Genomic DNA, 25,787 nt, shown 5'->3' with positions numbered 1-25,787 from the left:
ATGCCGATGCCGATTGCGGGTTTGAACGGCAAGGAGCGTGGTCCCCAATGAAGAAAATATGCTTGGCGATGCCGACGCATCGCGAATGCGCGAATGCCATCCGGAACTTGGTCGACGAAGCGGCGTTTGCCGTCAGCGAGTTTGATCTGGAAGTCTGCGTGCTTGTCTCCGATACGTCCGACCCGGCGGCGTTTGCCGCCAACGCGGCCATGGTCAGCCAGTTGCAGGTGCCGCCGCTGGTGCGCCTGATCCATCTGGCGCGCGGCCGGCAGGACGAAATCCTGGCGGACGTCTTGCGACAGGCCGGCAGCGAGGCGGCGATTGCGCCGCTGATGCAGCCGGACGGCGTGTCGTATGGCGCGGCGACCAACCGGCTGTTCCTGTTTGCCGAGTACTTCGGCTGCAGTTCGCTGCACCGGCGTGATTCGGACAGCCACTATCAAAGCAGCCAGGGCCGGCCGGTTTATCCGATCTACAACGAGCTGCGCTTCATCGGCCTGCCGGCCCGGCAGGCGTTGCCGGCCGTCGACGAGGTCGTCATCGACGCCGCGCACGAGATCGGGCCGATCCAGATGGTGGGCGCGTCCTATGTCGGTGAAACGTCGATCGACGTGATGCCGATGTTCGATCGCGATGAAGCGGCGTCGTACCAGATTCTCGGCCAATTTGCGCCATTTCATCTGGATGACGCCGAAAAGCGGCGCTGGGTCGATGCAACCTATATCGCCAATGGCCAATCACGATTTGAAACCGATCGTGTCGAATTGGCGTATGCGCACAGCTTCCTGATCGATGCGTGCAATTTCTGCTTCTCGGGCATCCATACCCAGGTGCCGATGCCGCCCGCGCTGTATACGATCGGCAGCGACTATTTCCTGTTCAGCCTGATGGATGCGTTGCAGATGCCGGTGATTCACCACAACCGGCATATCGACAATTTCTATACCGATGAACGCCGGACGCCGGAAGGCTTTATCGACTATCAGTTCCGGATGGTGAAGAACTATCTGTATATGAGCTGGTTGCACGATGTCATTGCCGCTGTACGCGACAATGCGGCGACCTTGCTCGATGCCGGGCGGCAAGTCATACCATCGGCACTGTGGGCCCATCTCGAACGACCGATTGCGCCGCTGCAACGCGTCAATCAGCAAAAGCTGGATATTCTCGTTTACAACTATTGCTGCCTCGGCGATGAATTCGCCGAATTCGCCGCGCTGTTGCAGCTCCGGCGCGAGGCATTGCTCGACGAGTTTTCCCGCGATGTGACCGATTTTGCAACGCTTGCGCGTGTTTGGCCGTCGCTGATGAACGCGGCCCGCATCTTGCATGACAATGCAAGCCGACCGGAACGGCGTTTCCGGCATAACGAAAACATGAATAAAGAGGATGAGGCACCATGTTGAACCATATCGATGGGGATTTTTTCAGGAAGCTATTCAAGCTTGCACTCCCCATTTCAATGCAGACCATGCTGTTTTCGGTGCTGGGTCTGGTGGATGCGGCCATGGTGGCGCATCTTGGCTCGGTGCAAATCGCGGCGGTGGGCCTGGCCAGCAAGATCTTTTTGATCACCTTCCTGTTGCTGTCGGCGCTGTCGAGCATCTTTTCCATCAACGGTGCGCAGTATTTCGGCGCGCAGGACATGGACAAGTTCAAGCGCTGCCTGTGCCAGGCGCTGATCTGCTGCAGCGTGATGGTGCTGCCGATCATCATTTTCTGCGCGACGAGCGCCGAAGACATCATGGGTCTGGCCAGCACCGATGCGCAGCTTGTCGAGCTGTCGTCGGCCTTCCTGCTGGTCACGTGTTTTTCCTATTTCTCCACGGCGCTGGTGCTGCCGGTGGAAGCGGCGCTGCATTCCGCCGGTGAAGCCAAGTGGCCGACCTGGATCGGGCTGGCGACGGTGCTGAGCAATATCGTGCTGAACTTCGTGTTCATCTACGGTTTTGCCGGCCTGCCGGCGATGGGCGTGACCGGTTCGGCACTGGGCACCAGCTGCGCGCGGGTGATCCAGCTGGCGCTGCTGCTGTGGGTGCTGTTCAGGAAATACCCGCAACTGGTGCCGGGCCGGCGTCATTTCACCGCGGCCTTCGAGGCTGCCAGCTTTGGCAGCTTCCTCAAGCAGGGCATTCCGCTGGCGATCCACAACGGTATCTGGGGCGCGGGTTTCTTCGTGTACCAGTCGATCTACGGCCGCATGGGCACCGATGTGCTGTCGGTGATCAACCTGCTGGCGCCGTTCGACGCGATGATGATGTCGGCCTTCGTCGGCCTGTCGACCGCGACCAGCATCATGCTCGGTCACGAACTGGGTGCGAACAATCTCGATCGCGCTCGCGGACAGTCGCGCGCCTTCCTGCTGTTGTCGCCGCTGGTGGCACTGCTTGCGGCGCTGGTCACCTATGCCTTCAGCGGCCAACTGGTCTGGCTGCTCAACGGCATGCAAGAGCCGCTGGCTGCGGCGCAGGGCGTATTGAGCATCATGGCCTTCGGCCTTTGCCTGAAGGTGATCAACTTCGTCGGCATCATCGGCATTCTGCGCAGTGGTGGCGACATCAAGTACACGATGTTCATCGACCAGTTCGGCCTGTGGTGCGTCGGCATTCCGGTTGCGTGGTGGGCCGGTATCTATATGAAGCTCGATGTGTCCTTCGTGATCGCGCTGGTCCTGCTCGAAGAGCTGGCCAAGGCCTTCCTGACCATCCAGCGCGTGTTGCGCGGCGTCTGGGTCCGCAATCTCGCAGTGCAATAACACGACACGCGGCCGGCCGCCGCGATGCGATGGCCGGCCGGCACGATCGCCAACCCCACGCGAAGGCGTGGATCAGTCGGATGTGAGCAATGAACAAGCCTATTGAAGTCCTTCCCGAATTCCACAGCGGCGGTCCGCGCACGATGGTGAGCCGCGACGCCGAGAACTATTACTATCCCACGCCCTTGCACCAGCTGGACAAGCAGCTGCCGCTGCGGGTGCTCTCCGAGGAAGATCTGGCCTTCTGGCGGCGCAACGGTTACGTCGTGATCAAGCAGGCCGTACCGCGCCAGACGGCGCTGGATACCCTCGCCCAGGTGTGGGAGTTTGCCGGCAAGGACCCGCAGCGCCCGGAGTCCTGGCTGCGCCCGGACAGCGATTTCAAGGAAGGCTGGTCGTGGGAAAAGGAGTTGTATGCCAAGGGCATGGTGGAGATGTATCACCACCAGTTGCTGTGGGATAACCGGACCAGCCAGCGCGTTTATGATGCCTTTGTCGATATCTGGGATATGGAGGCGCTGTGGGTATCCGTCGACCGGGTCAATCTCAATTTCCCGACGGTGGGCAATCGTGCCGAATGGGGCTCATTCATTCACTGGGATATCGATATCAATGCACCGGTATTGCCATTGCGGGTGCAGGGCCTGATTCAGCTGACCGATACCGAAGATGAAACCGGCGGCTTTCAGTGCTCACCGGATTTATTCCATCACCTCGAGGAATGGCGCAAAGGCCGGGCTCACGACAGCCATCCGACCAATCCCGATCCGGCGGAATACAGTCAATATCCGGTAGCAAAGCCGAAGATGGAGGCCGGTGACCTGTTGATCTTCAATGGCCTGTTGTTGCACGGTATTGCAAGGAATGTAAGCCAGGACAAGGTGCGCTCAGTGCAGTACGTGACGATGACGCCGGCCCTGATGGACCATGCTACACTCAGAAAGCAACGCATCAGCTGGTATCAGGATGTTGTTCACCCTGACACCAATGTCACGTTTATCGGCGATGCCAAACAACCGGAAGCCCAACGTTACGGACCAGCTCAGCTTACGCCGCTGGGCCGGAAACTGCTGGGTCTGGACGTCTGGCCAGACTAGCGCCGGATTGCCGTATCGGGTCTCGGACGGGGGCAATCTGGGCGTCGATCGACGTTGGTGCCGGATGGTGTTGCTGGCAAAACACAACACGTTTTGCTCAGATTGCTATGTTGGATATGCATGTGATCAATAAATATGACCGACGGCTGTCGGCAATCAGAGGAAGAGTCTATGAATCACGAATTGCGTAGCAAAGTCGGCCAATTGTTCATGGTTGGTTTTGATGCTCTGGAAGTGAATGATCACATTACCCGGATGATTCGCGAGCAACGGGTCGGTGGCGTAATTCTGTTTCGTCGCAATGTGCATACGCCGGCACAAATTGCCAAGCTCTGTCGACAACTGCAGGAAGTGAATGCAGAAGTCAGCGATATTCCGCTGCTGATTGCACTCGATCAGGAAGGCGGCATGGTCATGCGCGTTGAGCAAGGCGTGACGCCGATTCCGGCCGCCATGGCATTCCAGGCAGCGGGTTCGACGGCCGACTGTGAAAAGCTGACTCAGATCAGCGGCGATGAAATGCGCCAGATCGGCATCAACATGAATCTGGCGCCGGTGCTCGACGTCAACAACAACCCGCTCAATCCGGTCATCGGCGTGCGTGCGTACGGCGAGGACGCCGAAACGGTGATCACTTATGGTCTGGCCGCGGTGCGTGGCCTGCAGCATGCCGGTGTGATCGCCACGGCCAAGCACTTCCCGGGTCACGGCGATACCGCCACCGATTCGCACTACGCGATGTCGGTCGTGCCGCACGACAAGGCCCGGCTGAAGGCCGTCGAACTGGCGCCGTTCCAGGCCGCGATCGAAGCCGGTATCGACGCGATCATGACCGCACACGTGGCTTTCCCGGCGATCGAGCCGGACGAGTCAATGCCGGCGACGCTGTCCAAGAACGTGCTGACCGGCCTGCTGCGCGAAGAAATGGGCTATCAGGGCGTGGTGATTTCCGACTGTCTGGAAATGGCTGCAATTTCCGCAGGCGTCGGCGTGGCCAGCGGTGCCATCGGCACGCTGCAGGCTGGCGCGGACATCGTGCTGGTGTCGCACCTTGAGGAACGTCAGCAGGCCGCCGTCGAAGCGGTGATGCAGGCGGTCGAGCGTGGCGACATCGCCGAAGCGCGCATCGACGAGGCATTGGCTCGCGTGATGGTACTGAAGCGCAGCAAGGCCGTGCAGGAATGGCAAAGCGCCCCGGTGCAGCCGCAAGGGCTGATGAAGCCCGAGGCGCTGGCGCTGGCGCGCAAGGTTCAGGCCGCCGCGCTGCAGGTTCAGGGCGACTTCCAGCCGCTCGATACCAGCAAGCCGGTGACGCTGATTACCGTCGAAGTGCGCTCGCGCTCGGAAATCGACGAAGTCGCCATCGCGCGCAACAAGGAACCGCGTAGCTCGATGCTGCCGGCCTTCGAAGAAGCTGGCGTGCAGATTCGCGAATACGCCTTGTCGGCCGAAGCGCTGCCGGAAGAGGTTGATGGTGCCATCGCCTTTGCCCAAGGTGCGGAGCAGGTCGTGCTGCAGACGTACAACGCTGCGCTGGTCGAAGGCCAGCAACGGCTGATCAAGGCGCTGCCGCAGGACAAGCTGTGGGTAGTGGCGGGTCGCCAGCCTTACGATATGGATCTGGCGCCGCAGGCCCGCGGCCGCTGTGCCAGCTTCGGCTGCCGTCCGCCGGCGCTGGAGCCGGTGGTCAACAAGCTGCTCGGCCGATAAGTCTCGGCAAGGCCAAAAAAAACGGCGCCCTCGGGCGCCGTTTTTGTTTGCGGCAGCCTACAGGCTGCGACCGATCTGCAGTGCCGCAGCGACGTTGCGCGACGCCAGCTTGACGTTGTCGGCGGCCTTGGCCAGCGCCTCTTCGACGTCGCAGGCGTGGTAGAGCACGCTGAACACCGCGTCGATGCCGTGGGCGTGGACGACGCCGACGTCGGGAGTCAGGCAGCCGGCGATGCCGATCACCGGTTTGCCGTGGCGCTTGGCGACGCGGGCGACGCCGATCGGCGTCTTGCCGTGGATGGTCTGGCTGTCGATGCGGCCCTCGCCGGTGATGACCAGATCGGCGTCGGCGACGATGGCGTCGAGGCCGACCGCTTCCATGACGATCTCGATGCCGGGGCGCAGCGTCGCCTTGAAGAACGCCAGCATCGCCGCGCCCATGCCGCCGGCTGCGCCGGCACCCGGGACGGTGTCGACGTGGATGCCGAGATCGTGGCCGATGATGCTGGCGTAGTGCGCGAGGTTGGCGTCGAGCTGGGCGACGATCTCGGGCGTGGCGCCTTTCTGCGGGCCGAACACCTGCGAGGCGCCCTTGGGGCCGGTGAGCGGATTGTTGACGTCGCAGGCGACGTCGATCCGGCAGTCCTTGAGCCGCGGGTCGAGACCCGAGATGTCGATCAGCGCCAGCCGCGCCAGTTGTCCGCCGCCGAAGCCGAGCTCGCGGCCGTCGCGGTCGAGCAGCCGGGCGCCGAGCGCCTGCACCATGCCGGCGCCGCCGTCATTGGTGGCGCTGCCGCCGATGCCGATGATGAAGCGGCGGGCGCCGGCGTCGAGCGCGGCGCGGATCAGCTCGCCGGTGCCGTAAGTTGTCGTCTGCAGCGGATTGCGCAGGCTGGACGGCACCAGCGCCAGGCCGCTGGCGGCGGCCATTTCGATGATGGCGGTCTGGCCGTCGCCTGACAGGCCGTAGAAGGCGCCGACGCAGTCACCGAGCGGGCCGGTGACGCTGACGTCGATCAGCTTGCCGCCGGTGGCGGCGACCATCGCGTCGACGGTGCCTTCACCGCCGTCGGCTACCGGCAGCTTCACGTAGTCGGCGTCGGGCCAGACTTCGCGCATGCCGGCTTCGATATTGATCGCGACGTCGAGCGCCGACAGGCTTTCCTTGTATGAATCGGGGGCGATGACGATTTTCATGATCATGGATCTCAACAAGCTCAGAAGATTTTGAATACGCCGAAGATCAGCGTCGACACGATGGTGATCACGAGGCCGACCGCGGTTTCGTACGGAATGACCTTGAGGCGTTCGCTGATGCTCATGTTCACGGCGCCGCCGGTGGCGTGGAAGAAGCTGCCGTGCGGCATGTGGTCGAACACCGTCGCACCGCTGTGGATCATCGCGGCGGCAGCAAGGGCCGGCACGCCGAGTTCAAGCAGCGTGCTGCTGAATACCTGCGAAGCGACGACGGTACCGGCGGTCGTCGACGCGGTCGCCAGCGACATCAGCGCACCGGAGACCGGCGCCAGCACATAGGCGGGCAGGCCGGACGCCTGCAGCACGTCGATCAGCACGGTTTTCAGGTGCGAGGCGCCGATGATGCCGGCGAGCGTACCGGTACCGAGCAGCATGATCGCCACCGGCGCCATCCGGCCCAGACCGGCGACGGCGTAGGCATTGCTGTTCTTGAACTTGCCCATCGCCAGCGCGCCGAGCAGACCGCCGAGCGGCAGGGCGATCATCGGGTCGATCTTGATGCCGAACAGCGGGCGCAAGGCCAAGAGCACGATGGCGACGACCGGCGCGACCAGCGCGGCGCCGAACGACGGCAGGCTGCCGTGGTCGTGCTGGATCACTTCGGATTCCTGCACCATGCTGCCGCGCTTGATCAGCCGCTTGGCGATCAGGTAGGCGGCGACGAGGCCGAACAGGCCCGGAATGACGCCGGCGGCCATCACGCTGGTCAGGGGCAGGTGGAAGGTATCGGCCGCGGCGATCGCGTTCGGGTTCGGGCTCATCACGTTGCCGGCCTTGCCGCCACCGATCATCGCCAGCAGGATCGCCATTTTCGACAGATCGGCACGGCGGGCGATCGCCAGTGCGATCGGCGCCACGGTGATCACGGCCACGTCGATGAAGACGCCGACGGCGGTGAGGATCATCGTTGCGACGGCCAGCGCCAGCAGCGCCCGGGTTTCGCCGAGTTTCTTGACGATGGTTTCGGCGATCGCTGCGGCTGCGCCGGATTCGATCAGTACGCCGGCAAGCACACCGGCGGCCAGAATCCGCAGCACCGCCGGGATGATGCCCTTGGCGCCGCCCATCATCAGTTCGACGGTCGAGGTGATGTCGACGCCGCCGACCAGGCCGCCGACGAGGGCGCCGACGATCATGCCGTAGGCGGGCGGGACTTTCTTGAGGATCAGGCCGATAGCGACGACAAGCGCCGCTAGCGCGCCGAGGGTGGTGACTTCCATTGTTCCGACTCCCATGCACAGTTGTGGGGCAAAGCTGTAAGCAAATGGTAGTGCGGAAAATTCGACTACGTCTTCGTGCGATTGCACAAATCCGAATGGAATATTTGGGCGTATTTCTGGCGAACGGACGAAAATCAGCTCGGGCGGGTCAGATCAAGCTGCAAGGCGATGTACAGCAGCATCCGGTCGTCGGTGCGGCCGAGCACCAAACCGGTGATGTCGGCGATGCGGGTCAGCCGGTAGTCGAGGGTATTGCGGTGGATGTCGAGCGCCTGCGCGGTCCGCCCCGGGTGCATATCGTTGCCGAACCAGGCCAGCAGCGTGTCGCGCAGCTGGCCGTGCGTGTCGACCTGCGCCAGCTGTACCAGCGGCCGCGCCAGCTCGGCCGCTTGCCAGCTGTGATGCAGGCCTTCGAGCAGCACCGGCAGCGCCAGATCCTGATAGAAGTAGGCGCGGGCATTCGGATCGCGGCGGCGGCCGAGCCGCAAGGCCGTGGCCGCGGTCCGGTACGAGCGGGCGAGGCCGCCGGCACCGGCAAAGTAGTTGCCGAGCGCGATGCGCACGCCCAGCGCGCTTTCGGCGCGCATCCGCGCCAGCAGCTGCCAGACGCGGTCGCGGTGCGAGTTGTAGTCCCAGCGGCCGCCGCGTTCGACCACCGGTTTGAGTACGACGACTTCGGACAGCGACACCGTGGCGATCAGGTTGTCGCGCTCGGGCGTGGTCAGCAGGGTCTGCAGCCGTTGCAGCTCGTTGAACGCTGCATCGACGCCCAGCTCGCCGCTGTCGATCTCGATCACCGCGGCGACGCGCGGCGCGGCCAGATCGACGCCGAGCTGGCGGGCCCAGTCGGTCAGCGTCGCGTCGGGGGTCTCGGTGCGCACCAGCTCGAGCACCAGTTCTTCGCGCAGCCGGGTGTCGCGCGCCAGCAGTCGGGTCAGTCGCGCCTGTTCGAGCGTCATTTCCGCGGTCACCCGCACCAGCTCGCCGAACTGGCGTACCGCCGCCGGCTCGCCGGTCAGGCCGATGACGCCGACGATGCGGCCCTCGTTATGCAGCGGCAGATTGATGCCGGGGCGCACGCCCTGCAGCCGGTCGGCGGTGGCGGTGTCGATTTCGACGGTGCGCGTTTGCGCCAGCGCCAGCAGGGCGCCTTCGTGCCGCTGGCCGATGCGCTCGGCGTTGCCGCTGGCGATGATGGTGCCGCGCTCGTCCATGACGTTGACGTTGCAGTCGATGATGCGCATCGTCCGCGCAACGATCTCCTGGGCAAGCACCGCGTCGAGCCGGCTCACGGCGTGGACTCAGGCACCCATGCCGCCGCCGGGGTTGGCGCCCGGCTTCTCGATCCGGGTCTTGCCGAAGCCCGAGCGGATGTCGTCCTGCGGCAGCGGGTCGTCGAAGCGGCAGAAGTCGTCGAGCAGCTCGCCCGAGTAGGCGTTGTAGTTCTCCTTGACGACCTTTTGCCACTTGCGGTTCAGGTCCTGCCACTGGCCTTCGCCATTGCCGTAGGCGTAGACGCGGTATTGCGCGCTGTTGCAGTCGAGCGCTTCGTAGGTGACGTTCCAGACGCCGCCCTTCGGCACCACGGCGACGGCGTAGCGCACCAGCTTGTCGTCGGGGCTGACGGTGATCGAATCGATGGCGATGTAAAAGTTGTTACGGCGCGATTCGTAATTGACCGTGAACGGGGCCCACTGCTTCAGCGTTGCCAGCTCGGGCCGGGTGAACGGCTTTTCGGCCGGCGCCGGCTGCGGCTTGTCCTTGAGCATGTCCACGATGTTCAGGCCGGTGTTGTCGCCCGCGGTTTGCGGGTTGTTGTACTCGGCGGCATGGGCGCCGATGGAGAGGCCCAAAAGGGCGGTGATCAGGGCAAGGCGTTTCATCTGCGGACTCCGGATAGTGCGTGCGATGCTAGCACAGCCGCGTGCATGGCTCGACCGGGCGGCGGGTGATCGGCTAGCCCGGCGGCGGGACGGCGTCATCCGGCCGCGCTGCCAGCCGCCGTGTCGGCCGGCTTGGTTGGGCACGCCGTTTTGACGGCGGCTAGGCGGGCATCGGGAAGGTGACCTGGGCGATGAAGCCGCCGCCGTCGCGGTTGCCGGCGCGGAATTCGGCGCGATGCAGCGTGGCGATGCGCGCGACGATCGACAGGCCGAGCCCGGCGCCCGGCTGCGTCTGGCCGGCCGGACGGAAGAAGCGTTCCCCCAGCCTTGCCAGTGCGTTGGCGTCGACGCCAGGGCCGTCGTCTTCGACGATCAGCGTATGCGCGGCAATGTGCACCGAGACCGTCGCCGCGGCGCCGGCGTAGCGGCGGGCATTCTCGATCAGATTGCGCAGCAGTACGGCCAGCAGCGCCGAATCGCCGAGTAGCGGTGACGGCGCGTTGAGATGCAGCGTCGGCGGCGGGATGCCGGCCGCGTCGAGTTCGGCGAACAGCGCGTCGCACAGCCGGGACCAGTCGATGCGCTCGCGCGCCAGCGTCTGTGCCGCGCCGTGCTGTTCGAGTCGGGCCAGCGCCAGCAACTGGCCGACAAGGCGGCTGGCGCGGCCACAAGCGGCCAGCGCCTGGGTCATGGCCCGGTCGCGGCGTTCGGGGTCGCGGGCGCGTTCGGCGACTTCGAGCTGGATCTGCACCGCGGCGAGCGGCGTGCGCAGTTCGTGCGCCGCGTCGGCGGTGAAGCGCCGCTCGCGCGCGAACGCGGCGTCGAGTTCGTCGAACAGCCGGTTCAGCGTGCCCTGCAGCGGGGTCAGTTCCGGCGGCAGCGCCTGGGCCAGCGGTTCGAGCCGTGCCGGCGTGCGTGCGGCGACGGCATCGGCGAAGTCGCGCACCGGTTGCAGGCCGCGCCAGACCAGCCAGAGCACCAGCGGCAGCAGCAGTGCGAGCACGACCAGCATCGGCAGCGCCAGATCGCTGGCGGTATCGAGCGCGGTGTGGTCGCGCACCGACAGCGGCTCGCCGAGCACCATGGTGTGATGGGCAGACTTGGCAATGCGGATGACCCAGGGCTGGCCGTTGAAATCGAACTCGTGATGGTCGCGATCGAGCATCGGCAACGGCGGATCGGTGCTCGCCTCCTGCAGCCGGCCCTGATCGTCGTACAGCGCAAAGGCGGTCTGGTGCAGGTCGGCGATCGGCAGCGCGACCGGATCGTCGGTGAACGCGGCGAGCGCGAGCTTGGCATTCCATTCGAGCTGGGTGTCGAGCGCCTTGCCGACTTCGTGGCGAACCTGCAGGCCCACGCTGATGATCATCGCCAGCCACAGCGCGAGCACGGTGATGGCGAGCGAGGCGCCAAGTCGCCAGAGCAGCGAACGCGGCGGGGTTTTCATGCCAGCCGCCAGCCGAGGCCACGGGCGTTCTCGATGCTGCCGGCGCCGAGCTTCTTGCGTAGGTGCGACAGGTGCACGTCGAGGCTGTTGCTCTCGCCGGCATCGAGCCAGCCGTACAGCCGGGTCTCGATCTGCTCGCGCGACAGATAGCGCGGTCGCGCCGACAGCAGCAGGTGCAGCAGACGCGCCTCCATCGACGTCAGGTTCAGCACGTCGCCGTTGCGGCGCGCGGTCAGGCTGCTGGCGTCGAAAGCGACGTCGCGCCAGCATATTTCGGTCGCGCTGCGGCCGTTGGCGCGACGGATCAGCGCATGCAGCCGGGCGTCGAGTTCGCCGAGCGCGAACGGCTTGACGAGGTAGTCGTCGGCACCGGCGTTGAGTCCGGCAATGCGGTCGGTCACGCCGTCGCGGGCGGTCAGGATCAGCACCGGCAGCGGAATGCCGGCGCCACGCAGCCAGCGCAGCAGCTCGAGCCCGGGCAGCCTTGGCAGGCCGAGGTCGAGCACCAGGCCGTCGAAGCTGGCGTCGGCCTGCAAGGTCGTGCGCGCGGCTTCGCCGTCGGTGATCCAGTCGACGGTCCAGCCGGCCTCGCGCAGGCCTTCCTGTACGCCGTCGCCGAGCAAGGGATCGTCTTCCACCAGCAGGATGCGCATCGTCGTGTTCCGTTTTTTCCAGCCACCATTATTTCACCGCCGGCGCGGTGCGGGCAGACGGCGCGTTACAATATGATTTTGACCTGCGCCCCGTCCGCCATGTCCGCCGACCAGACCCTCGATCTTTCCGGCCTCAACTGCCCGCTGCCCATCCTGCGCACCAAAAAGGCGCTGGCCACGCTCGAATCGGGCCAGACGCTGTTCGTCACCTGCACCGACCCGGCGACGCCGACCGATTTCGCTGCCTTCTGCCGCCAGACCGGCCATGCGCTGGTCGAATCGACCGCCGCCGATGCCCAGTTCCATTTCCTGATCCGCAAGCGCTGACTATGACCACCCAACTCACGATCACCCGCCCCGACGACTGGCACCTGCACCTGCGCGACGGCGACCTGATGGCCTCGGTACTGGCGCACACGGCGCGCGAGTTTGCCCGCGCCGTCGTCATGCCCAACCTCAAGCCGCCGGTGACCACGGTGGCGCTGGCCGGTGCCTACCGCGACCGCATCGTCAAATCGCTGCCGGCCGGCAGCGATTTCACCCCCTTGATGACGCTGTACCTGACCGGCGCGCTGACGCCGGACGAGGTCGTCAAGGCCAGGGACAGCGGCTTCGTCCATGCGGTGAAGTTCTACCCGGCCGGCGCGACGACCAATTCCGAAGCCGGCGTGTCGGCGCTCGACGGCGTGATGCCGACGCTGGAGAAAATGGCCGAGATCGGCCTGCCATTCTTGGTCCATGGCGAAGTGACCGACCCGGCGGTCGACGTGTTCGATCGCGAGGCCGCGTTCATCGATCGGGTGATGGCGCCGCTGCTGCAGCGCCTGCCGACGCTGCGCGTGGTGTTCGAACACATCACCACCCGCCAGGCCGCCGAGTTCGTGCTGGCTGCCGGCGACAATGTCGGCGCGACGGTGACGCCGCAGCATCTGCTGATGAACCGCAATGCGCTGTTCCAGGGCGGCATCCGTCCGCACCACTATTGCCTGCCGGTACTGAAGCGTGAAGAGCATCGTCGCGCGCTGCTGGCGGCGGTGACCTCGGGCAGCCGCAAGTTTTTCCTCGGCACTGACAGTGCGCCGCACGCGCAGCACACCAAGGAAGCGCCTTGCGGCTGTGCCGGCATCTATTCGGCGCACGCGGCGCTGGGTTTCTACGCCGAGGCGTTCGAGTCGGTCGGCAAGCTCGACCAGCTCGAAGCCTTCGCCAGCTTCAACGGCCCGGATTTCTACCGGCTGCCGCGCAATACCGGCAGCGTCACGCTGCTGAAGGAAGACTGGACCGTGCCGGCGAGCTACCCGTTCGGCGAACACGCGGTCGTGCCGCTGCGCGCCGGTGAAACGCTGGGCTGGCGCTTGCTCGACGGGCAGGCAGGCTGATGGCGGGCTTCGTCGCCCGCGACGTCACCCGTCCGGGCTGGTGGGTGTCCGGCGCCGTGCTGGCGCTGGCCGCGTGGTGGGGCCAGCCGCTGATCGCGCCCGATCACTTCGAGCGCGCTTTTTTCGGCCTGTTCTGGTACACGATGCTGGCGTTGGCGGCGGTGTTCTGGGCGCTGCCGAGCGAGCGGCGCTTTACCGGTAGCGAGTTCGTCCGCCGCACCATGCTGTTCGGCGTGATCCCGGTGTTCTCGCGCAGCCAGCCGGTTTCGGCATACCGGCAGATCGTGCTGGAAACCGATCCGAACGTCGCCGGCCCGGACACGCTGTGGGTGCTGGTCGAGGGCGACGGCGGCCGCCGTTTTGCCTTCATGCACCGGCGCGCAACCCGCCGTGGCCGCGAGCGTCAGCTCGGTTTGGCGCGTGCTTTGGCCGAGGCAAGTGGATTGCCGTTTGCCGGCGAGGTACTAGACGCGGGATAATGGTCCCGCGAAGCCGGCCGGATCGTCGCCGCCCCGAGCAATCGGGGGGGAGGAAAGTCCGGGCTCCGCAGGGCAGGATGCCGGCTAACGGCCGGGCGCCGTGAGGCGACGGAAAGTGCAACAGAGAGCTGAACCGCCGATGGCGCGAACCGCGCGAAAGCAAGGTTCGCCCCGTTCGGTCTGCTTGCAGGCCGGACAGGCCGGGTTGAAGGCGCGATTGAAGCGTGCCGGACCGGGCACAGGTAAGGGTGAAAAGGTGTTCCCGTCGGGGAGGCCCCGCAAGGGGGTGGTAAGAGCGCACCGCGGCGCTGGTAACAGTCGCCGGCAGGGTAAACCCCATCCGGAGCAAGACCAAGCAGCAGGCGTTGAGACGGCCCGTCGAGTCTGCGGGTAGGTTGCTTGAGTGCAGTGGTAACGCTGTGCCTAGAGGAATGGCGGTCACGCACGGTTCGCCGTGCGTACAGAACCCGGCTTACAGGCCGGCTTCGCACCGATCGCAACAAAAAAGCCGAGGTGAAAACCTCGGCTTTTTTTCGTCCTGAACTGGCAATCCGGCGTTGAAGCGCGGGCTTTGCCCATTTTTCCGAAGCGGCCAGATCTGCTTCAGCGGGCGAGCGAGCCAAAGCAGTTTGTTGCCGTCCGAAGCGCAGCAACCGGAATGGACACAGGGTCCATGAGGATTGCGAGCATCGGACGGCGGCAAAATGCGCAGGCGCAGCCGGCCAACGAGGCGGATCAGAGGGCGTCTTGGGGATTGCCGGCCAACAGCTTCTCTTCCAGCGCATTCACGCGCGCTTCGAGTTCGGTGAGCTTTTCGCGCGTCCGCGTCAGCACGTCCTGCTGGATCTCGAATTCCTCGCGGGTGACGAGATCCATGCGGGTGAACGCGCTCGACATCATCGCACGGACGTTCTTTTCAACGTCCTTGGCCGGGCTGGCGGCGATGGCTTCGGAAATCTTGCTGGAGATCTCGTCGAAGAATTTTTCTTTCAGCATGGCTTTCTCTCCGTGTTGGGCTGGGCAGGCTCGAAGTCTAGCAGATCGATAGACAGCGCCGCGGCGGCGAAGTTGCGTCCCGGGCAGGCACCGAGGCGGTGCGCCAGCATGGTGCAGACCGCTTTTGCTGCGCCGAGTCGGTGCGTTTGCAACAGCGATATTGCCGTCGTGGGCCGGTCATCGTGTTTTCCGGTGATTGGCACGCTTTCTGCTAGACCTTCTACGTCATCGTCCTGTTTCCAAGGAGTCACCCATGAAATTCGTCACAGCCGTCATCAAGCCGTTCAAGCTCGATGAAGTGCGCGAGGCGCTGTCCGCCATTGGCGTACAGGGGCTCACGGTTATCGAAGTGAAGGGCTTCGGTCGTCAGAAGGGCCACACCGAGCTCTATCGCGGCGCCGAGTACATCGTCGACTTCCTGCCCAAGGTGAAGCTCGAGGTCGCGATCGCCGACGACCAGCTCGATGCGACGCTGGAAGCGATCGAGAAGGCCGCCAACACCGGCAAGATCGGCGACGGCAAGGTCTTCGTCTTCGATCTGGAGCACGTCGTGCGCATTCGCACCGGCGAAACCGGCGAAGCGGCCATCTAATAAAAGACATGGGAAGGAGAGAAGCATGAAAACCTGGTTAGCACGATTCGTTGCGCTGCTGTGCGGGCTGATGCTCGCCGGCGCGGCGCTCGCGGCCGATGCGCCCGCGGCGGCCAAGCTGTACTTCGAGACCGGCAAGGCCGAACTGCCGGCCGATGCGGCGACCGCAGCCCAGCCACTGGTCGATTTCGCCAAGGCGGACGGCAAGGTGGTGCTGAGCATCGTCGGTTTCCACGACGCCAGCGGCGATGCAGCCGTCAACGCCGAGCTGGCCAAGCAGCGCGCCGTCGCGGTCAAGGAGCTGCTGCTCAAGGCCGGTCTGGCCGAGGCGCAGATCAGCCTGGAAAAGCCGGCAGTGACGACCGGCGGCGGTGATGCCAATGAAGCGCGGCGCGTCGAAATTGCCGTCGCCTTGGCCGCACCGGTCGCCGCAGTCAACGAAGTTACCGCTGCCGCCACGCCGGCCGCTGCCCCGGTGATCACCGTCAACAAGGGCGACAATGCCTGGCTGATCGTCGCTGCAAGCATGGTGATCCTGATGTCGGTCCCGGGCCTGGCGCTGTTCTACGGCGGTCTGGTGCGCGGCAAGAACATGCTGTCGGTGCTGGTGCAGGTGTTCGTGATCTTCGCGCTGATCGCGGTGCTGTGGGTGATTTACGGTTACTCGGTGGCGTTCACCGAAGGTAATGCCTTCTTTGGCGGGCTCTCCAAGCTCTTCCTCAAGGGCGTGACCCCGGATTCGATCGCGGCCACCTTCAGCAAGGGCGTCGGTATTTCCGAACTGATCTATGTCGTGTTCCAGGGCGCGTTCGCGTGCATCACTTGCGGCCTGATCGTCGGTTCGTTCGCTGAGCGCGCCAAGTTCTCGGCCATCCTCGTGTTCATGGTGATCTGGTTTACCTTCTCCTACCTGCCGATGGCGCACATGGTGTGGTACTGGGCCGGCCCGGACGCCTACACCTCGCAGGCCGCTGCCGACGCCGCCAACGCGACCGCCGGTTTCCTGTTCCAGAAGGGTGATCTCGACTTTGCCGGTGGTACCGTCGTGCACATCAACGCCGCCGTTGCCGGTCTGGTCGGTGCCTTCATGGTCGGCAAGCGCGTCGGCTTCGGTCGCGAGGCCATGGCGCCTCACAGCCTGACGATGACGATGATCGGCGCCTCGCTGCTGTGGTTCGGCTGGTTCGGTTTCAACGCCGGTTCGGCGCTCGAAGCCAACGGTACCGCCGCCCTCGCCTTCGTCAACACCTGGGCCGCCACCGCCGCCGCGGTGCTGGCGTGGCTGTTCGCCGAATGGCTGCTCAAGGGCAAGCCGTCCTTGCTCGGCGCTGCGTCGGGTGCCGTCGCCGGCCTCGTCGTCATCACCCCGGCGGCCGGTTTCGTCGGTGTCGGCGGTGGTCTGGTCATGGGCCTGATCGCCGGTTTCGCCGGCCTGTGGGGCGTGCATGGTCTGAAGCGCCTGCTCGGTGCCGACGACTCGCTCGACGTCTTCGGCGTCCACGGTGTCTGCGGTATTCTTGGCGCCATCCTGACCGGCGTGTTCGCATCGCCGGACCTCGGCGGTACCGGGGTGTGGGACTACGTCGCCAACAAGGTTGCGACCGGTTACGACATTGGCGCCCAGGTGAAGATCCAGGCGATCGGCGTCGGGATCACCGTCCTGTGGTCGGGCATCGTCTCGGTCGTCGCCTACAAGCTGGTTGATCTGGTCATCGGCCTGCGTGTCCGCGAAGACGAAGAGCGCGAAGGTCTCGACGTCACCAGCCACGGTGAAAAGGCCTACAACCTCTGATTCGGAGTCGATCGATCGCGGCGCTTTGGCGCCGCGCCTCGACAGCCCGCCTGCACGGCGGGCTTTTTCACGTTCGCCGCAGATGGCCGGTACCGCCACGATTTCGCGCGTAGACTGCCGGATCCACACGCTTACAGGATCGATCCATGTTGTCCGCCGCCCGCTTCCTTTTCCCCGTGTCCCTCGTCCTGCTGACCGGCGCTGCGCAGGCGCACATCGTGCTGCAGCAGAAATATGCGCCGGCCGATAGCTACTACAAGGCGGTGTTTCAGGTCGGTCACGGTTGCGATGGCGCGGCGACGACGGCGGTGACCGTGCGCATTCCCGACGGCGTGAAGTCGGCCAAGCCTAGCCCGAAGCCGGGCTGGAAGCTCGATATCCGCAGTGGCAAGCTGAAGCAGCCGTACGAATCGCACGGCAAGACGATCACCGAGGGGGTGAGCGAGATCCGCTGGTCCGGCGGCAGCCTGCCCGATGCGCAGTTCGACGAATTCGCCATGCAGCTCAAGCTGCCGGCCGAGGCGGGCAAGCTGTACTTCGAAGTCGTGCAGCAATGCGGCAAGCAGAAGATCGAATGGACCGAGGTGCCCGCTGGCGACGACGCGGCCGAACCGGCGCATCCGGCACCGGTGCTCGAACTGGCGCCGGCGGCAGGTGCCGGCCACCATCACCACTGATTCCAGCCAAGACAAAACAACGGCGCCTAGGGGCGCCGTTGTTCATCGGGACGGAGCGGCCGCGGATCAGAAGTATTTTTTCAGGTCCATGCCCTTGTACAGGCCGGCAACCTCGTTGGCGTAGCCGTTGAACGGCAGCGTCTTGCGCCGCAGCAGCTCGCCGATGCGCCGCTCGTTGGCCTGGCTCCAGCGCGGATGATCGACCTCGGGGTTCACATTCGAATAAAAGCCGTACTCGTTCGGCGCGGCCTTGTTCCACGCGGTGGCGGGCTGGGTTTCGCGCAGCACGATCTTCACCAGCGACTTGGCGCTCTTGAAGCCGTATTTCCACGGTACGACAAGGCGCACCGGCGCACCATCCTGATTCGGCAGCGGCTTGCCGTACAGGCCGACGCACAGCAGCGCCAGCGGGTGCATCGCCTCGTCGATGCGCAGGCCTTCGGTATACGGCCAGTCGAGCACCGACCGGCGCACCCCGGGCATCTGCTTCGGGTCGGCGAGCGAGACGAATTCGACGTACTTGGCCTTCGACGTCGGCCTGACCTGCTTCAGCAGCTCGGACAGCGAATAGCCGACCCACGGAATCACCATCGACCAGCCTTCGACACAGCGCAGCCGGTAGACGCGTTCTTCCAGCGGCGCCAGCTTCATCAGCGCATCGATGTCGAAGGTCTTCGGCGCCTCGCATTCGCCCTCGACCCGCACGGTCCACGGTCGCGTTTTCAGGCTGCCGGCGTTCTGCGCCGGATCGCCCTTGTCGGTGCCGAATTCGTAGAAATTGTTGTAGCTGGTGATCTGCTCCCAGCTGTTCTTTTCCTCGCCGGTACTGAAGCGGCTCGGGCGTGTCGCCAGCGCTGCCGCTTCGGCGTCGGGCAGCATGGTCGCGGCGATCAGGCCGCCGGTCGCGAGCAGGAAGCGTCGCCGGTCGAGGTAGAGCGATTCGGCGGTGATGTCCGACGGCAGGATGGGGGAAGGGGAGTGCGACATGCCGGTCTCCATGGCCATGATCTGGCTTCGTCGCGCTTGGCGCGCGGATCTGACAGCCATTGGAACCGATTCAGCGCAAAAAGTGCACGGCCAGGGCGATTGCGGCGCTTGCCAGCAGGACGCGTGCGGCAATCCGGGCGCTGCGGTGCGCTTCCGAGCGCCAGGCCGGCGACAGCATCCGCCACAGCAACAAGAGGACGAGAGCGGCGAGCAGAAGCCTGAATGATTTTCCGGACATGGACTGACGGGCGGCGATGAATACTTAAAGTAGCACTTTAAGTCATCCGGGATATCTGGTTCATTCTTTTCGTCTTTCCATGAGCAAATGCACCTGACATGAATTTGCTGCTAAGTGATTGTATCAAAACGGGAAAGCGAATATCCGCCCTTGTGGCGGGTTTTTGATTGCTGCTATAGTGGGCGAAAGTGGGAAAAAGTGGGTAAAAGTGGATTTTTTCCCCGAACGAGACAAGGCTCATGTTCAGCGGCGTGGCAACGATCAACCTCGACAGCAAAGGGCGTCTGGCGATTCCGGCCAGGCACCGCGAGCTGCTGCTCGCGCGCAGCGCGGGCAAGCTGGTGTTGACCGTCAGCCCCGACCGCTGCCTGCTGCTGTATCCCCAATCCGACTGGGATTCCGTGCGCGACCAACTCAATCAGCTATCGGGCGCACAAGCGCAAATCCGGCGTCTGGTGGTCGGCCATGCCGAGGAAATGGACATGGATAGCGCCGGCCGCATTCTGATTGCGCCGCGGCTACGGCAAATAGCCGGGCTGGAAAAGGAAATCGCCTTTGTCGGGATTGGCAACAAATTCGAGATTTGGGACGACGGCCAATGGTCGGCGAAAAATCAGGCGGTATTTGACCTGTCGCCGGCCGATCTTGAAACCCAAATGCAAGGCATTGTGCTGTGAGCTTCATTCATAAAACCGTCCTGCTGGACGAAGCGGTCGACGCGCTGAACATCCGCGCCGACGGTATCTACGTCGATGGCACCTTCGGGCGCGGCGGTCATTCGCGGCTGATCCTCTCGAAGCTCGGCCCGAACGGCCGGCTGATCGCCTTCGACAAGGATCTGCACGCGATTGCCGAAGCGCAGACGATCACCGATCCGCGCTTCACCATCGTGCACGACGGATTTGCATCGCTCAACGCGTCGCTCGACGCGCTGAATGTGCCGACGATCGACGGCGTGCTGCTCGATCTGGGCGTCAGCTCGCCCCAACTGGACGACGGCAGTCGCGGTTTCAGTTTCCGCTTCGACGCCCCCCTGGACATGCGCATGGACACGACGCGCGGCATCACCGCCGCCGACTGGCTCAACAGCGCGGATGAAAAAGACATTGCGGAGGTTGTGAAAGATTATGGCGAAGAGCGGTTTGCTAAACAGGTTGCAGCAGCGATTGTTGCAGGTCGCAGCGAGCGGCCATTGTCCACAACCGGTGAACTTGCCGCGCTCGTGGCGCGCGCAGTCCGTACCCGTGAGCCGGGCCAGGACCCGGCGACGCGTACCTTCCAAGCTGTTCGGATTTTCGTCAATCGCGAGCTTGAAGAACTCGCGCTGATCCTGCCGCAGGCGCTGGCGCGGCTGAGCGTCGGCGGTCGTTTTTCGGTGATCGCCTTCCACTCGCTCGAAGACCGCATCGTCAAGCGCTTCATGCAGGATCAGAGCAAGCACGACCTGCCCGACCGCTTGCCGATCCGGGCGGCCGACATTCCGCCGCCGCCGCTGCGCATCGTCGGCAAGCCCATACGGGCCAGCGCCGACGAGGTCGCTGGGAATCCGCGCGCCAGAAGCGCGATCCTGCGGGTGGCAGAAAAGGCGGCGATATGACCCGCCTAAATCTATTTCTGCTCGCCGTGCTGATTGCCTGCGCGCTGTCGGTCGTGACCAGCCAGTTCAACGCCCGCAAGCTTTATGGCGAACTGCAGAAGGAAGACCAGGTCACGCGCAAGCTCGACGTCGAATGGGGCCAGCTCCAGCTCGAGCAGAGCACCTGGGCGATGCACTCGCGCATCGAATCCGAGGCGACCGCCAAGCTCAGCATGCAGTTGCCGGCTGCCAACCGCACCCAGGTCATCCTGCCGCAGGGGCAGGTTGTCGCACGGCCGAAACTCTCGCCGGCGGACTGAGTCATGAACCGGATGATTCCGCCGACGCAGGCCCGCAAGCGCTACAGCCAGCAGCTCAAGCTCGAGCGCTGGCGGGTGTGGTTCGTCGTCGCCGGCCTGATGGGGCTGTTCGCGATCCTGCTCGGCCGCGGCCTGTGGCTGCAGGTCTTCAACGAGGAGTTCCTGCAAGGCCAGGGCGAGGCGCGCTACGCGCGTACGCTGCGGCTCGAGGCCAACCGCGGCATGATCACCGACCGCAACGGCGAGCCGCTGGCGATCTCGACCCCGGTGCAGTCGATCTGGGCGAGTCCGCGCAGCATCGAGTTGCTGCCGGCCGGGCAGACGCGTCCGGCCGACTGGGAGCCTGAAAACGACAAGGACCCGGTGCCGCTGTCGCAGGCAGAAGTCGCCCAGCTGGCGCGCGTACTCGGCATGCCGGTCGCCGATGTCGTGAAAAAGCTGTCCGAAACGCGCCGTACCCACAAGGGCGAGACGATCAAGGACAAGGACGGCAAGCCCAGCCGTACCGACTTCATCTGGCTGCGCCGGCAGATGAACCCGCAGGACGCCAAGAACGTGATGGCGCTGAATATTCCCGGCGTCTACGCGCAGGCCGAATACCGCCGCTACTATCCGGCCGGCGAGATCATGGCGCAGATCATCGGCTACACCAATATCGACGGCCATGGTCAGGAAGGGCTGGAGCTGGCGCGCGACAAGGTGCTGTCGGGCCAGACCGGCAGCCGCACGGTGATCCGCGACCGCCGCGGCTACATCGTCGAGGACATCTCGACCATCGTGCCGCCGAAGGATGGCGAGACGCTGGCGCTGTCGATCGACCGGCGCATCCAGTATCTGGCGTATCGCGAGATCAACAAGGCCGTCAGCGACTTCGACGCCGCCGGTGGCAGCATCGTCGTGCTCGACGCGCGCACCGGCGAAATCCTCGCGCTGGCGAACTCGCCGTCGTACAACCCGAACAGCCGCGAGCGGATCGATCCGGCGAAGAAGCGCAACCGCGCGATCACCGACCTGTACGAACCGGGTTCGACGCTGAAGCCGCTGACGGTCGCCGCGGCCATGCAGGCCGGCACCATCAACGCCAAGACGACGTTCAATACCTCGCCCGGCTCCTTGTACATGGGCGGCTTCACAATCAAGGACACGCACAACTACGGCGTCCTCAATGCCGAAGGCATTCTCGTGCATTCGAGCAATATCGGTGCGCTCAAGGTGGCACTGACGATGCCGCGCGAAACGCAGTGGAATATGCTCAACGCCGTCGGCATCGGCCAGCGGCCGGGTCTGGGCTTCCCGGGCGAGTCGGCCGGCAAGCTGCGGCCGTTCAAGACCTGGTATCCGATCGAGCAGGGCACCATGGGTTACGGTTATGGCCTGTCGGTGAGCCTGATGCAGATGGCCAAGGCCTATCAGATCTTCGCCACCAACGGCATCGAGCACCCGGTCAGCCTGATCAAGCAAAGCGCGCCGATGCCGGGCAAGCAGGTGATCTCGCCCGAATTGGCGCTGACGATCCGCGGCTATATGGAAAAGGTCACCCAGCCGGGCGGCACCGCAACGCGCGCGCAGGTGGTCGGCTACCGCGTCGCCGGCAAGACCGGTACCGCGCGCAAACAGAGCGGCGGCAACTATGCCGACAAGAAATATGTCGGTTCCTTCGTCGGTCTGGCGCCGGTATCGAACCCGCGTCTGATCGTCGCCGTGATGATCGACGAACCCGATATCAAGAAGAGCATCTACGGCGGCGCCGTGGCCGCGCCGGTGTTCTCGAGCGTTGTCGCGGGCACCTTGCGCCTGCTCGGTATTCCGCCGGATGCACCGACCAATAACATCCTGCTGCCCAGTCCTCAGGACACCAGGGAGGACGAAGCATGGGTCCCGTAAACTGGCCGCTGGCCGCGCTCGACTTTGCCGCGATCGACGCCATCGCCGCAGGGCGTCGCGTTGTCGCCGATAGCCGCCAGATCCAGTCTGGCGACGTGTTCCTGGCCTTCCAGGGCGAATACGCCGACGGCCGCCGCTATGTGCAGGCCGCGATCGATGCCGGCGCCGGCGCGGTGCTGTGGGAGACCGGCGATACGGCGTCCGGCGCCTTCGTCTGGCAGCCCGAGTGGACGGTGCCGAACCTCGGCGTGCCGCAACTGCGGGCGCAAGCCGGCATCGTTGCCAGCCACCTGCTCGGCCATCCGAGCGCCGCGCAGACCGTCGTCGGCATCACCGGCACCAATGGCAAGACGTCGATCGCCAACTGGCTCGGCCAGGCGTTCACCCGGCTCGGGTTTCCGACCGGCGTGCTCGGCACGCTCGGCAACGGCGTGTTTCCGGCACTCGAAGCGTCGACACACACGACGCTAGACCCGGTTACCCTGCAGCACTGGCTGGCGCGGTTCCGCGACGCCGGTGCCGATCACGTCGCGATGGAGGTCAGCTCGCACGGGCTGGCACAAGCGCGCGCGCACGGCGTCGGGTTCGATATCGCCGTGTTCACCAACCTGACCCGCGATCACCTCGACTATCACGGTACGCTCGAAGCCTACGGCGCCGAGAAGGCCAGGCTCTTCGTCTGGCGCGGGCTGAAGGCGGCGGTGATCAACGCCGACGACGCATTCGGCCAGACGCTGCTGAAAACGACGACCGCGCCACGCGTGCTGAGCTATGGCCTCGACGCCGGCGACATTCGCGCGACGCGGCTGGCCGCGACGCTGGCCGGCCTCGAACTCGATGTCGTCACGCCGGCCGGCGAGGCGACGATCCACTCGTCGCTGGTCGGTCGTTTCAATGCCTACAACCTGCTCGCCTGCCTTGGCGTGCTGCTGGCTGCCGATGTGGCGCTGGCCGACGCGGTCGCGGCGCTCGAAGCGATCGAATCGGCGCCGGGCCGGATGCAGCGACTGGGTGGTGGCGCGCAGCCGCTGGTCGTCGTCGACTACGCGCATACGCCCGATGCACTCGACAAGGCACTGTCGACGCTGCGCGAGGCGATGCCGGCGAAAAGCCGGCTCTATTGCGTGTTCGGCTGCGGCGGTGACCGCGATCGCGGCAAGCGGCCGCAGATGGGCGAGATCGCCTGCCGGCTGGCCGACGCAACGGTGATCACCAGCGACAATCCGCGTACCGAACGCCCGCAACAGATCATCGACGACATCGTCACCGGCGTGGCCGGCGTCGACGGCAGCGGGCTGGCGAACTACTCGATCGAATCGGACCGTGCCCGCGCGATTGCCGCGACCATCGATTTCGCCGGCAGCGGCGATGTGGTGCTGATCGCCGGCAAGGGGCACGAGACTTACCAGGAAATCCACGGCGTGCGGCATCACTTCGACGACGTCGAACAGGCGGTCGCTGCGCTGGCGAGGAAGACATCATGATGCTGACGATGCATGACGCAGCGCTGGCCGTCGGTGGCGCCCTTCGTGGCGACGCGACGGTGGCGTTCGCGCGTGTCACGACCGACAGCCGCGACATCCGCGACGGCGACCTGTTCGTTGCGCTGCGCGGCGAGCGCTTCGACGGCCACGACTTTGCCGATGCGGCGCTGGCACAGGGCGCGGCCGCGGTGTTGGTCGAAACCGACGGCGGCGGCAACCGCATCGTTGTCGCCGACACGCTCAAGGCGCTTGGCGAGCTGGCCAGCCACTGGCGCAGCGTGATCGCGCCGAAGCTCGTCGCGATCACCGGCAGCAACGGCAAGACCAGCGTCAAGGAAATGACCGCGTCCATCCTCGCCGCCCACGCCGGCGCCGATGCGGTGCTGGCGACGCGCGGCAATCTGAACAACCACATCGGCGTGCCGCTGACCTTGCTGAGCCTGCGGGCGCAGCACCGTTACGCGGTGGTCGAGATGGGCATGAGTGATTTCGGCGAGATCGACTACCTGACGCGGATGGCGCGACCCGACGTCGCGCTCGTCAACAACGCCGGCGCGGCGCATCTCGAAGCGCTCGGCTCGGTCGAAGGCGTGGCCCGTGCCAAGGGCGAAATTTTCGCCGGCCTCGCCGCCGACGGCCCGGCGATCCTCAACGCCGACGACGCGTACGCGCCGCTGTGGCGCACGCTCGCCGCCGGCCGGCCGCAAACCGGTTTCGGCCTTGGCGCCGCTGCCGATGTGCGTGCCGTCGACGTCGTTGCCGGCGCGCTTGGCAGCCGCTTCACACTGGCGACGCCGGCGGGTGCCGAGCCGGCCGTGCTGCACGTGCCGGGACTGCACAACGTGCGCAATGCGCTGGCTGCGAGTGCCGCGGCGCTGGCGCTGGGTGTACCGCTTGTGACGTGCATCGCTGGTCTTGCGGCGTATCAGGGCGTAAAAGGCCGGCTCGAGCGCAAGCAGGCTGCGGCCGGCGCGCTGCTGATCGACGACAGCTACAACGCCAACCCGGATTCGATGAAGGCGGCGGTCGATGTGCTGGTGCGCATCGGCGCGGAGCAGGCCAGACGCACGCTGCTGGTGCTCGGCGATATCGGCGAAGTCGGCGTGGATGCGCCGGCGCGGCATGCCGAGGTCGGCGCTTATGCAAAGGCCGCCGGCGTGCAGCGCCTGTTCACGCTCGGCACGCAGATGCACGAAGCCGCGGCGGCATTCGGTAGCCGGCATTTCGACACGCTGGAAGCACTCTTGGCGGAACTCGGACCCGAAGCCGGGCCGGATGCCGTGGTGCTGGTCAAGGGATCGCGCTTTATGCGCATGGAGCGCGTCGTCGACGCGCTGGTCAACGAACAAGGAAATAACTAG

25 protein-coding genes and 1 other RNA gene are annotated in these 25,787 nt (G+C 65.1%); 17 read left to right on the top strand and 9 right to left on the bottom strand.

Annotation, left to right across the window (positions count from 1 at the left end; all coding sequences use genetic code 11):
- The first annotated feature begins 47 nt into the window (after positions 1-47).
- From R0382_RS05545 to nagZ, 4 genes are all read left to right on the top strand, one after another.
- The gene (locus tag R0382_RS05545) at positions 48-1,406 is read left to right on the top strand and encodes a DUF6271 family protein (protein WP_432723065.1); all 1,359 of its coding nucleotides are present in this window, start codon (positions 48-50) and stop codon (positions 1,404-1,406) included.
- Entirely contained in the window at positions 1,400-2,755 is a 1,356-nt protein-coding gene (locus tag R0382_RS05540; RefSeq protein ID WP_432723063.1) for an MATE family efflux transporter, read from the top strand. The genes R0382_RS05545 and R0382_RS05540 overlap by 7 nt, the downstream gene beginning before the upstream one ends.
- An 89-nt stretch (positions 2,756-2,844) precedes the next feature.
- The gene (locus R0382_RS05535) at positions 2,845-3,852 is read left to right on the top strand and encodes a phytanoyl-CoA dioxygenase family protein (protein WP_432723061.1); all 1,008 of its coding nucleotides are present in this window, start codon (positions 2,845-2,847) and stop codon (positions 3,850-3,852) included.
- A gap of 171 nt (positions 3,853-4,023) precedes the next feature.
- A complete protein-coding gene (gene nagZ, locus R0382_RS05530; RefSeq protein WP_432723059.1) occupies positions 4,024-5,562 on the top strand; it encodes a beta-N-acetylhexosaminidase in 1,539 nt (512 codons plus the stop codon).
- A gap of 57 nt (positions 5,563-5,619) precedes the next feature.
- On the opposite strand, the gene R0382_RS05525 is transcribed toward nagZ, so the two are convergent.
- The 6 genes from R0382_RS05525 to R0382_RS05500 all read right to left on the bottom strand — a co-directional run bounded on the left by R0382_RS05525 (position 5,620) and on the right by R0382_RS05500 (position 12,022).
- The gene (locus R0382_RS05525; protein WP_432723057.1) at positions 5,620-6,759 is read right to left on the bottom strand and encodes a glycerate kinase; all 1,140 of its coding nucleotides are present in this window, start codon (positions 6,757-6,759) and stop codon (positions 5,620-5,622) included.
- 20 nt (positions 6,760-6,779) lie between these two features.
- Positions 6,780-8,039 carry a GntP family permease gene (locus tag R0382_RS05520; protein ID WP_432723056.1) on the bottom strand — a complete coding sequence of 420 codons (1,260 nt, stop codon included), beginning with the start codon at positions 8,037-8,039 and terminating at the stop codon, positions 6,780-6,782.
- Positions 8,040-8,173: 134 nt separating this feature from the next.
- Entirely contained in the window at positions 8,174-9,331 is a 1,158-nt protein-coding gene (locus tag R0382_RS05515) for a sugar diacid recognition domain-containing protein (protein WP_432723054.1), read from the bottom strand.
- A gap of 9 nt (positions 9,332-9,340) precedes the next feature.
- The gene (locus tag R0382_RS05510; protein WP_432723053.1) at positions 9,341-9,922 is read right to left on the bottom strand and encodes a CNP1-like family protein; all 582 of its coding nucleotides are present in this window, start codon (positions 9,920-9,922) and stop codon (positions 9,341-9,343) included.
- Positions 9,923-10,082: 160 nt separating this feature from the next.
- Positions 10,083-11,369 carry an ATP-binding protein gene (locus R0382_RS05505; RefSeq protein WP_432723051.1) on the bottom strand — a complete coding sequence of 429 codons (1,287 nt, stop codon included), beginning with the start codon at positions 11,367-11,369 and terminating at the stop codon, positions 10,083-10,085.
- A complete protein-coding gene (locus tag R0382_RS05500; protein WP_432723049.1) occupies positions 11,366-12,022 on the bottom strand; it encodes a response regulator transcription factor in 657 nt (218 codons plus the stop codon). Before R0382_RS05500 ends, R0382_RS05505 begins: the two co-directional genes overlap by 4 nt.
- Positions 12,023-12,121: 99 nt before the next feature.
- Between R0382_RS05500 and R0382_RS05495 the strand changes: the two genes are divergently transcribed.
- The 4 genes from R0382_RS05495 (at position 12,122) to rnpB (ending at position 14,371) form a co-directional block, all read left to right on the top strand.
- Positions 12,122-12,349, top strand: a complete 228-nt coding sequence (locus R0382_RS05495) for a sulfurtransferase TusA family protein (RefSeq protein WP_432723048.1) — start codon at positions 12,122-12,124, stop codon at positions 12,347-12,349.
- 2 nt (positions 12,350-12,351) lie between these two features.
- Positions 12,352-13,401, top strand: coding sequence for a dihydroorotase (gene pyrC, locus R0382_RS05490; RefSeq protein WP_432723046.1), 1,050 nt, complete (start codon positions 12,352-12,354; stop codon positions 13,399-13,401).
- Positions 13,401-13,880 carry a hypothetical protein gene (locus R0382_RS05485; RefSeq protein WP_432723044.1) on the top strand — a complete coding sequence of 160 codons (480 nt, stop codon included), beginning with the start codon at positions 13,401-13,403 and terminating at the stop codon, positions 13,878-13,880. The genes pyrC and R0382_RS05485 overlap by 1 nt, the downstream gene beginning before the upstream one ends.
- A gap of 9 nt (positions 13,881-13,889) precedes the next feature.
- Positions 13,890-14,371: RNase P RNA component class A (gene rnpB, locus R0382_RS05480), an RNA gene on the top strand.
- A gap of 244 nt (positions 14,372-14,615) precedes the next feature.
- Here rnpB and R0382_RS05475 read toward each other — a convergent pair.
- Complete coding sequence (locus R0382_RS05475; RefSeq protein WP_432723042.1) at positions 14,616-14,876, bottom strand: accessory factor UbiK family protein; 261 nt, start codon at positions 14,874-14,876, stop codon at positions 14,616-14,618.
- A 253-nt stretch (positions 14,877-15,129) separates the two neighbouring features.
- Here R0382_RS05475 and glnK point away from each other — a divergent pair, with 253 nt between their 5' ends.
- From glnK to R0382_RS05460, 3 genes are all read left to right on the top strand, one after another.
- Complete coding sequence (gene glnK, locus R0382_RS05470; RefSeq protein ID WP_203538747.1) at positions 15,130-15,468, top strand: P-II family nitrogen regulator; 339 nt, start codon at positions 15,130-15,132, stop codon at positions 15,466-15,468.
- 25 nt (positions 15,469-15,493) lie between these two features.
- The gene (gene amt / locus R0382_RS05465) at positions 15,494-17,260 is read left to right on the top strand and encodes an ammonium transporter (RefSeq protein WP_432723040.1); all 1,767 of its coding nucleotides are present in this window, start codon (positions 15,494-15,496) and stop codon (positions 17,258-17,260) included.
- A 146-nt stretch (positions 17,261-17,406) separates the two neighbouring features.
- Positions 17,407-17,937, top strand: coding sequence for a YcnI family copper-binding membrane protein (locus R0382_RS05460; RefSeq protein WP_432723038.1), 531 nt, complete (start codon positions 17,407-17,409; stop codon positions 17,935-17,937).
- 66 nt (positions 17,938-18,003) lie between these two features.
- Here the strand turns inward: R0382_RS05460 and msrP are convergent, their stop codons facing one another.
- Together msrP and R0382_RS05450 are read right to left on the bottom strand one after the other, a co-directional pair.
- Positions 18,004-18,924, bottom strand: a complete 921-nt coding sequence (gene msrP, locus R0382_RS05455; protein ID WP_432723036.1) for a protein-methionine-sulfoxide reductase catalytic subunit MsrP — start codon at positions 18,922-18,924, stop codon at positions 18,004-18,006.
- 70 nt (positions 18,925-18,994) lie between these two features.
- Entirely contained in the window at positions 18,995-19,102 is a 108-nt protein-coding gene (locus R0382_RS05450) for a protein MIGRI (protein WP_432724128.1), read from the bottom strand.
- Positions 19,103-19,401: 299 nt separating this feature from the next.
- Between R0382_RS05450 and mraZ the strand changes: the two genes are divergently transcribed.
- From mraZ to R0382_RS05420, 6 genes are read left to right on the top strand one after another with little or no spacing between them, the layout of a single operon-like run.
- Positions 19,402-19,839, top strand: coding sequence for a division/cell wall cluster transcriptional repressor MraZ (gene mraZ, locus R0382_RS05445; protein WP_432723034.1), 438 nt, complete (start codon positions 19,402-19,404; stop codon positions 19,837-19,839).
- Positions 19,836-20,759 carry a 16S rRNA (cytosine(1402)-N(4))-methyltransferase RsmH gene (gene rsmH, locus R0382_RS05440; protein ID WP_432723032.1) on the top strand — a complete coding sequence of 308 codons (924 nt, stop codon included), beginning with the start codon at positions 19,836-19,838 and terminating at the stop codon, positions 20,757-20,759. Before mraZ ends, rsmH begins: the two co-directional genes overlap by 4 nt.
- Positions 20,756-21,058: a cell division protein FtsL gene (gene ftsL, locus R0382_RS05435; protein ID WP_432723030.1), complete on the top strand. Its 303-nt coding sequence runs from the start codon at positions 20,756-20,758 to the stop codon at positions 21,056-21,058. Before rsmH ends, ftsL begins: the two co-directional genes overlap by 4 nt.
- 3 nt (positions 21,059-21,061) lie before the next feature.
- Positions 21,062-22,942 carry a peptidoglycan D,D-transpeptidase FtsI family protein gene (locus tag R0382_RS05430; protein WP_432723028.1) on the top strand — a complete coding sequence of 627 codons (1,881 nt, stop codon included), beginning with the start codon at positions 21,062-21,064 and terminating at the stop codon, positions 22,940-22,942.
- Complete coding sequence (locus R0382_RS05425; protein ID WP_432723026.1) at positions 22,930-24,426, top strand: UDP-N-acetylmuramoyl-L-alanyl-D-glutamate--2,6-diaminopimelate ligase; 1,497 nt, start codon at positions 22,930-22,932, stop codon at positions 24,424-24,426. Before R0382_RS05430 ends, R0382_RS05425 begins: the two co-directional genes overlap by 13 nt.
- Entirely contained in the window at positions 24,423-25,787 is a 1,365-nt protein-coding gene (locus R0382_RS05420; RefSeq protein ID WP_432723024.1) for a UDP-N-acetylmuramoyl-tripeptide--D-alanyl-D-alanine ligase, read from the top strand. Before R0382_RS05425 ends, R0382_RS05420 begins: the two co-directional genes overlap by 4 nt.

The sequence above is a fragment of the Jeongeupia wiesaeckerbachi genome (assembly GCF_050916355.1).
GTDB classification, from domain to species: domain Bacteria; phylum Pseudomonadota; class Gammaproteobacteria; order Burkholderiales; family Chitinibacteraceae; genus Jeongeupia; species Jeongeupia wiesaeckerbachi.
This window is presented reverse-complemented; position numbering and strand designations above follow the sequence as displayed.

Excerpts from the sequence above, each read along its gene's own strand:
- R0382_RS05545 (WP_432723065.1), top strand. The coding sequence starts at position 48 with ATGAAGAAAATATGCTTGGCGATGCCGACGCATCGCGAATGCGCGAAT.
- R0382_RS05540 (WP_432723063.1), top strand. The coding sequence starts at position 1,400 with ATGTTGAACCATATCGATGGGGATTTTTTCAGGAAGCTATTCAAGCTT.
- R0382_RS05535 (WP_432723061.1), top strand. The coding sequence starts at position 2,845 with ATGAACAAGCCTATTGAAGTCCTTCCCGAATTCCACAGCGGCGGTCCG.
- nagZ (WP_432723059.1), top strand. The coding sequence starts at position 4,024 with ATGAATCACGAATTGCGTAGCAAAGTCGGCCAATTGTTCATGGTTGGT.
- R0382_RS05525 (WP_432723057.1), bottom strand. The coding sequence starts at position 6,759 with ATGAAAATCGTCATCGCCCCCGATTCATACAAGGAAAGCCTGTCGGCG.
- R0382_RS05520 (WP_432723056.1), bottom strand. The coding sequence starts at position 8,039 with ATGGAAGTCACCACCCTCGGCGCGCTAGCGGCGCTTGTCGTCGCTATC.
- R0382_RS05510 (WP_432723053.1), bottom strand. The coding sequence starts at position 9,922 with ATGAAACGCCTTGCCCTGATCACCGCCCTTTTGGGCCTCTCCATCGGC.
- R0382_RS05505 (WP_432723051.1), bottom strand. The coding sequence starts at position 11,369 with ATGAAAACCCCGCCGCGTTCGCTGCTCTGGCGACTTGGCGCCTCGCTC.
- R0382_RS05500 (WP_432723049.1), bottom strand. The coding sequence starts at position 12,022 with ATGCGCATCCTGCTGGTGGAAGACGATCCCTTGCTCGGCGACGGCGTA.
- R0382_RS05495 (WP_432723048.1), top strand. The coding sequence starts at position 12,122 with ATGTCCGCCGACCAGACCCTCGATCTTTCCGGCCTCAACTGCCCGCTG.
- pyrC (WP_432723046.1), top strand. The coding sequence starts at position 12,352 with ATGACCACCCAACTCACGATCACCCGCCCCGACGACTGGCACCTGCAC.
- R0382_RS05485 (WP_432723044.1), top strand. The coding sequence starts at position 13,401 with ATGGCGGGCTTCGTCGCCCGCGACGTCACCCGTCCGGGCTGGTGGGTG.
- R0382_RS05475 (WP_432723042.1), bottom strand. The coding sequence starts at position 14,876 with ATGCTGAAAGAAAAATTCTTCGACGAGATCTCCAGCAAGATTTCCGAA.
- glnK (WP_203538747.1), top strand. The coding sequence starts at position 15,130 with ATGAAATTCGTCACAGCCGTCATCAAGCCGTTCAAGCTCGATGAAGTG.
- amt (WP_432723040.1), top strand. The coding sequence starts at position 15,494 with ATGAAAACCTGGTTAGCACGATTCGTTGCGCTGCTGTGCGGGCTGATG.
- R0382_RS05460 (WP_432723038.1), top strand. The coding sequence starts at position 17,407 with ATGTTGTCCGCCGCCCGCTTCCTTTTCCCCGTGTCCCTCGTCCTGCTG.
- msrP (WP_432723036.1), bottom strand. The coding sequence starts at position 18,924 with ATGTCGCACTCCCCTTCCCCCATCCTGCCGTCGGACATCACCGCCGAA.
- R0382_RS05450 (WP_432724128.1), bottom strand. The coding sequence starts at position 19,102 with ATGCTGTCGCCGGCCTGGCGCTCGGAAGCGCACCGCAGCGCCCGGATT.
- mraZ (WP_432723034.1), top strand. The coding sequence starts at position 19,402 with ATGTTCAGCGGCGTGGCAACGATCAACCTCGACAGCAAAGGGCGTCTG.
- ftsL (WP_432723030.1), top strand. The coding sequence starts at position 20,756 with ATGACCCGCCTAAATCTATTTCTGCTCGCCGTGCTGATTGCCTGCGCG.
- R0382_RS05430 (WP_432723028.1), top strand. The coding sequence starts at position 21,062 with ATGAACCGGATGATTCCGCCGACGCAGGCCCGCAAGCGCTACAGCCAG.
- R0382_RS05425 (WP_432723026.1), top strand. The coding sequence starts at position 22,930 with ATGGGTCCCGTAAACTGGCCGCTGGCCGCGCTCGACTTTGCCGCGATC.
- R0382_RS05420 (WP_432723024.1), top strand. The coding sequence starts at position 24,423 with ATGATGCTGACGATGCATGACGCAGCGCTGGCCGTCGGTGGCGCCCTT.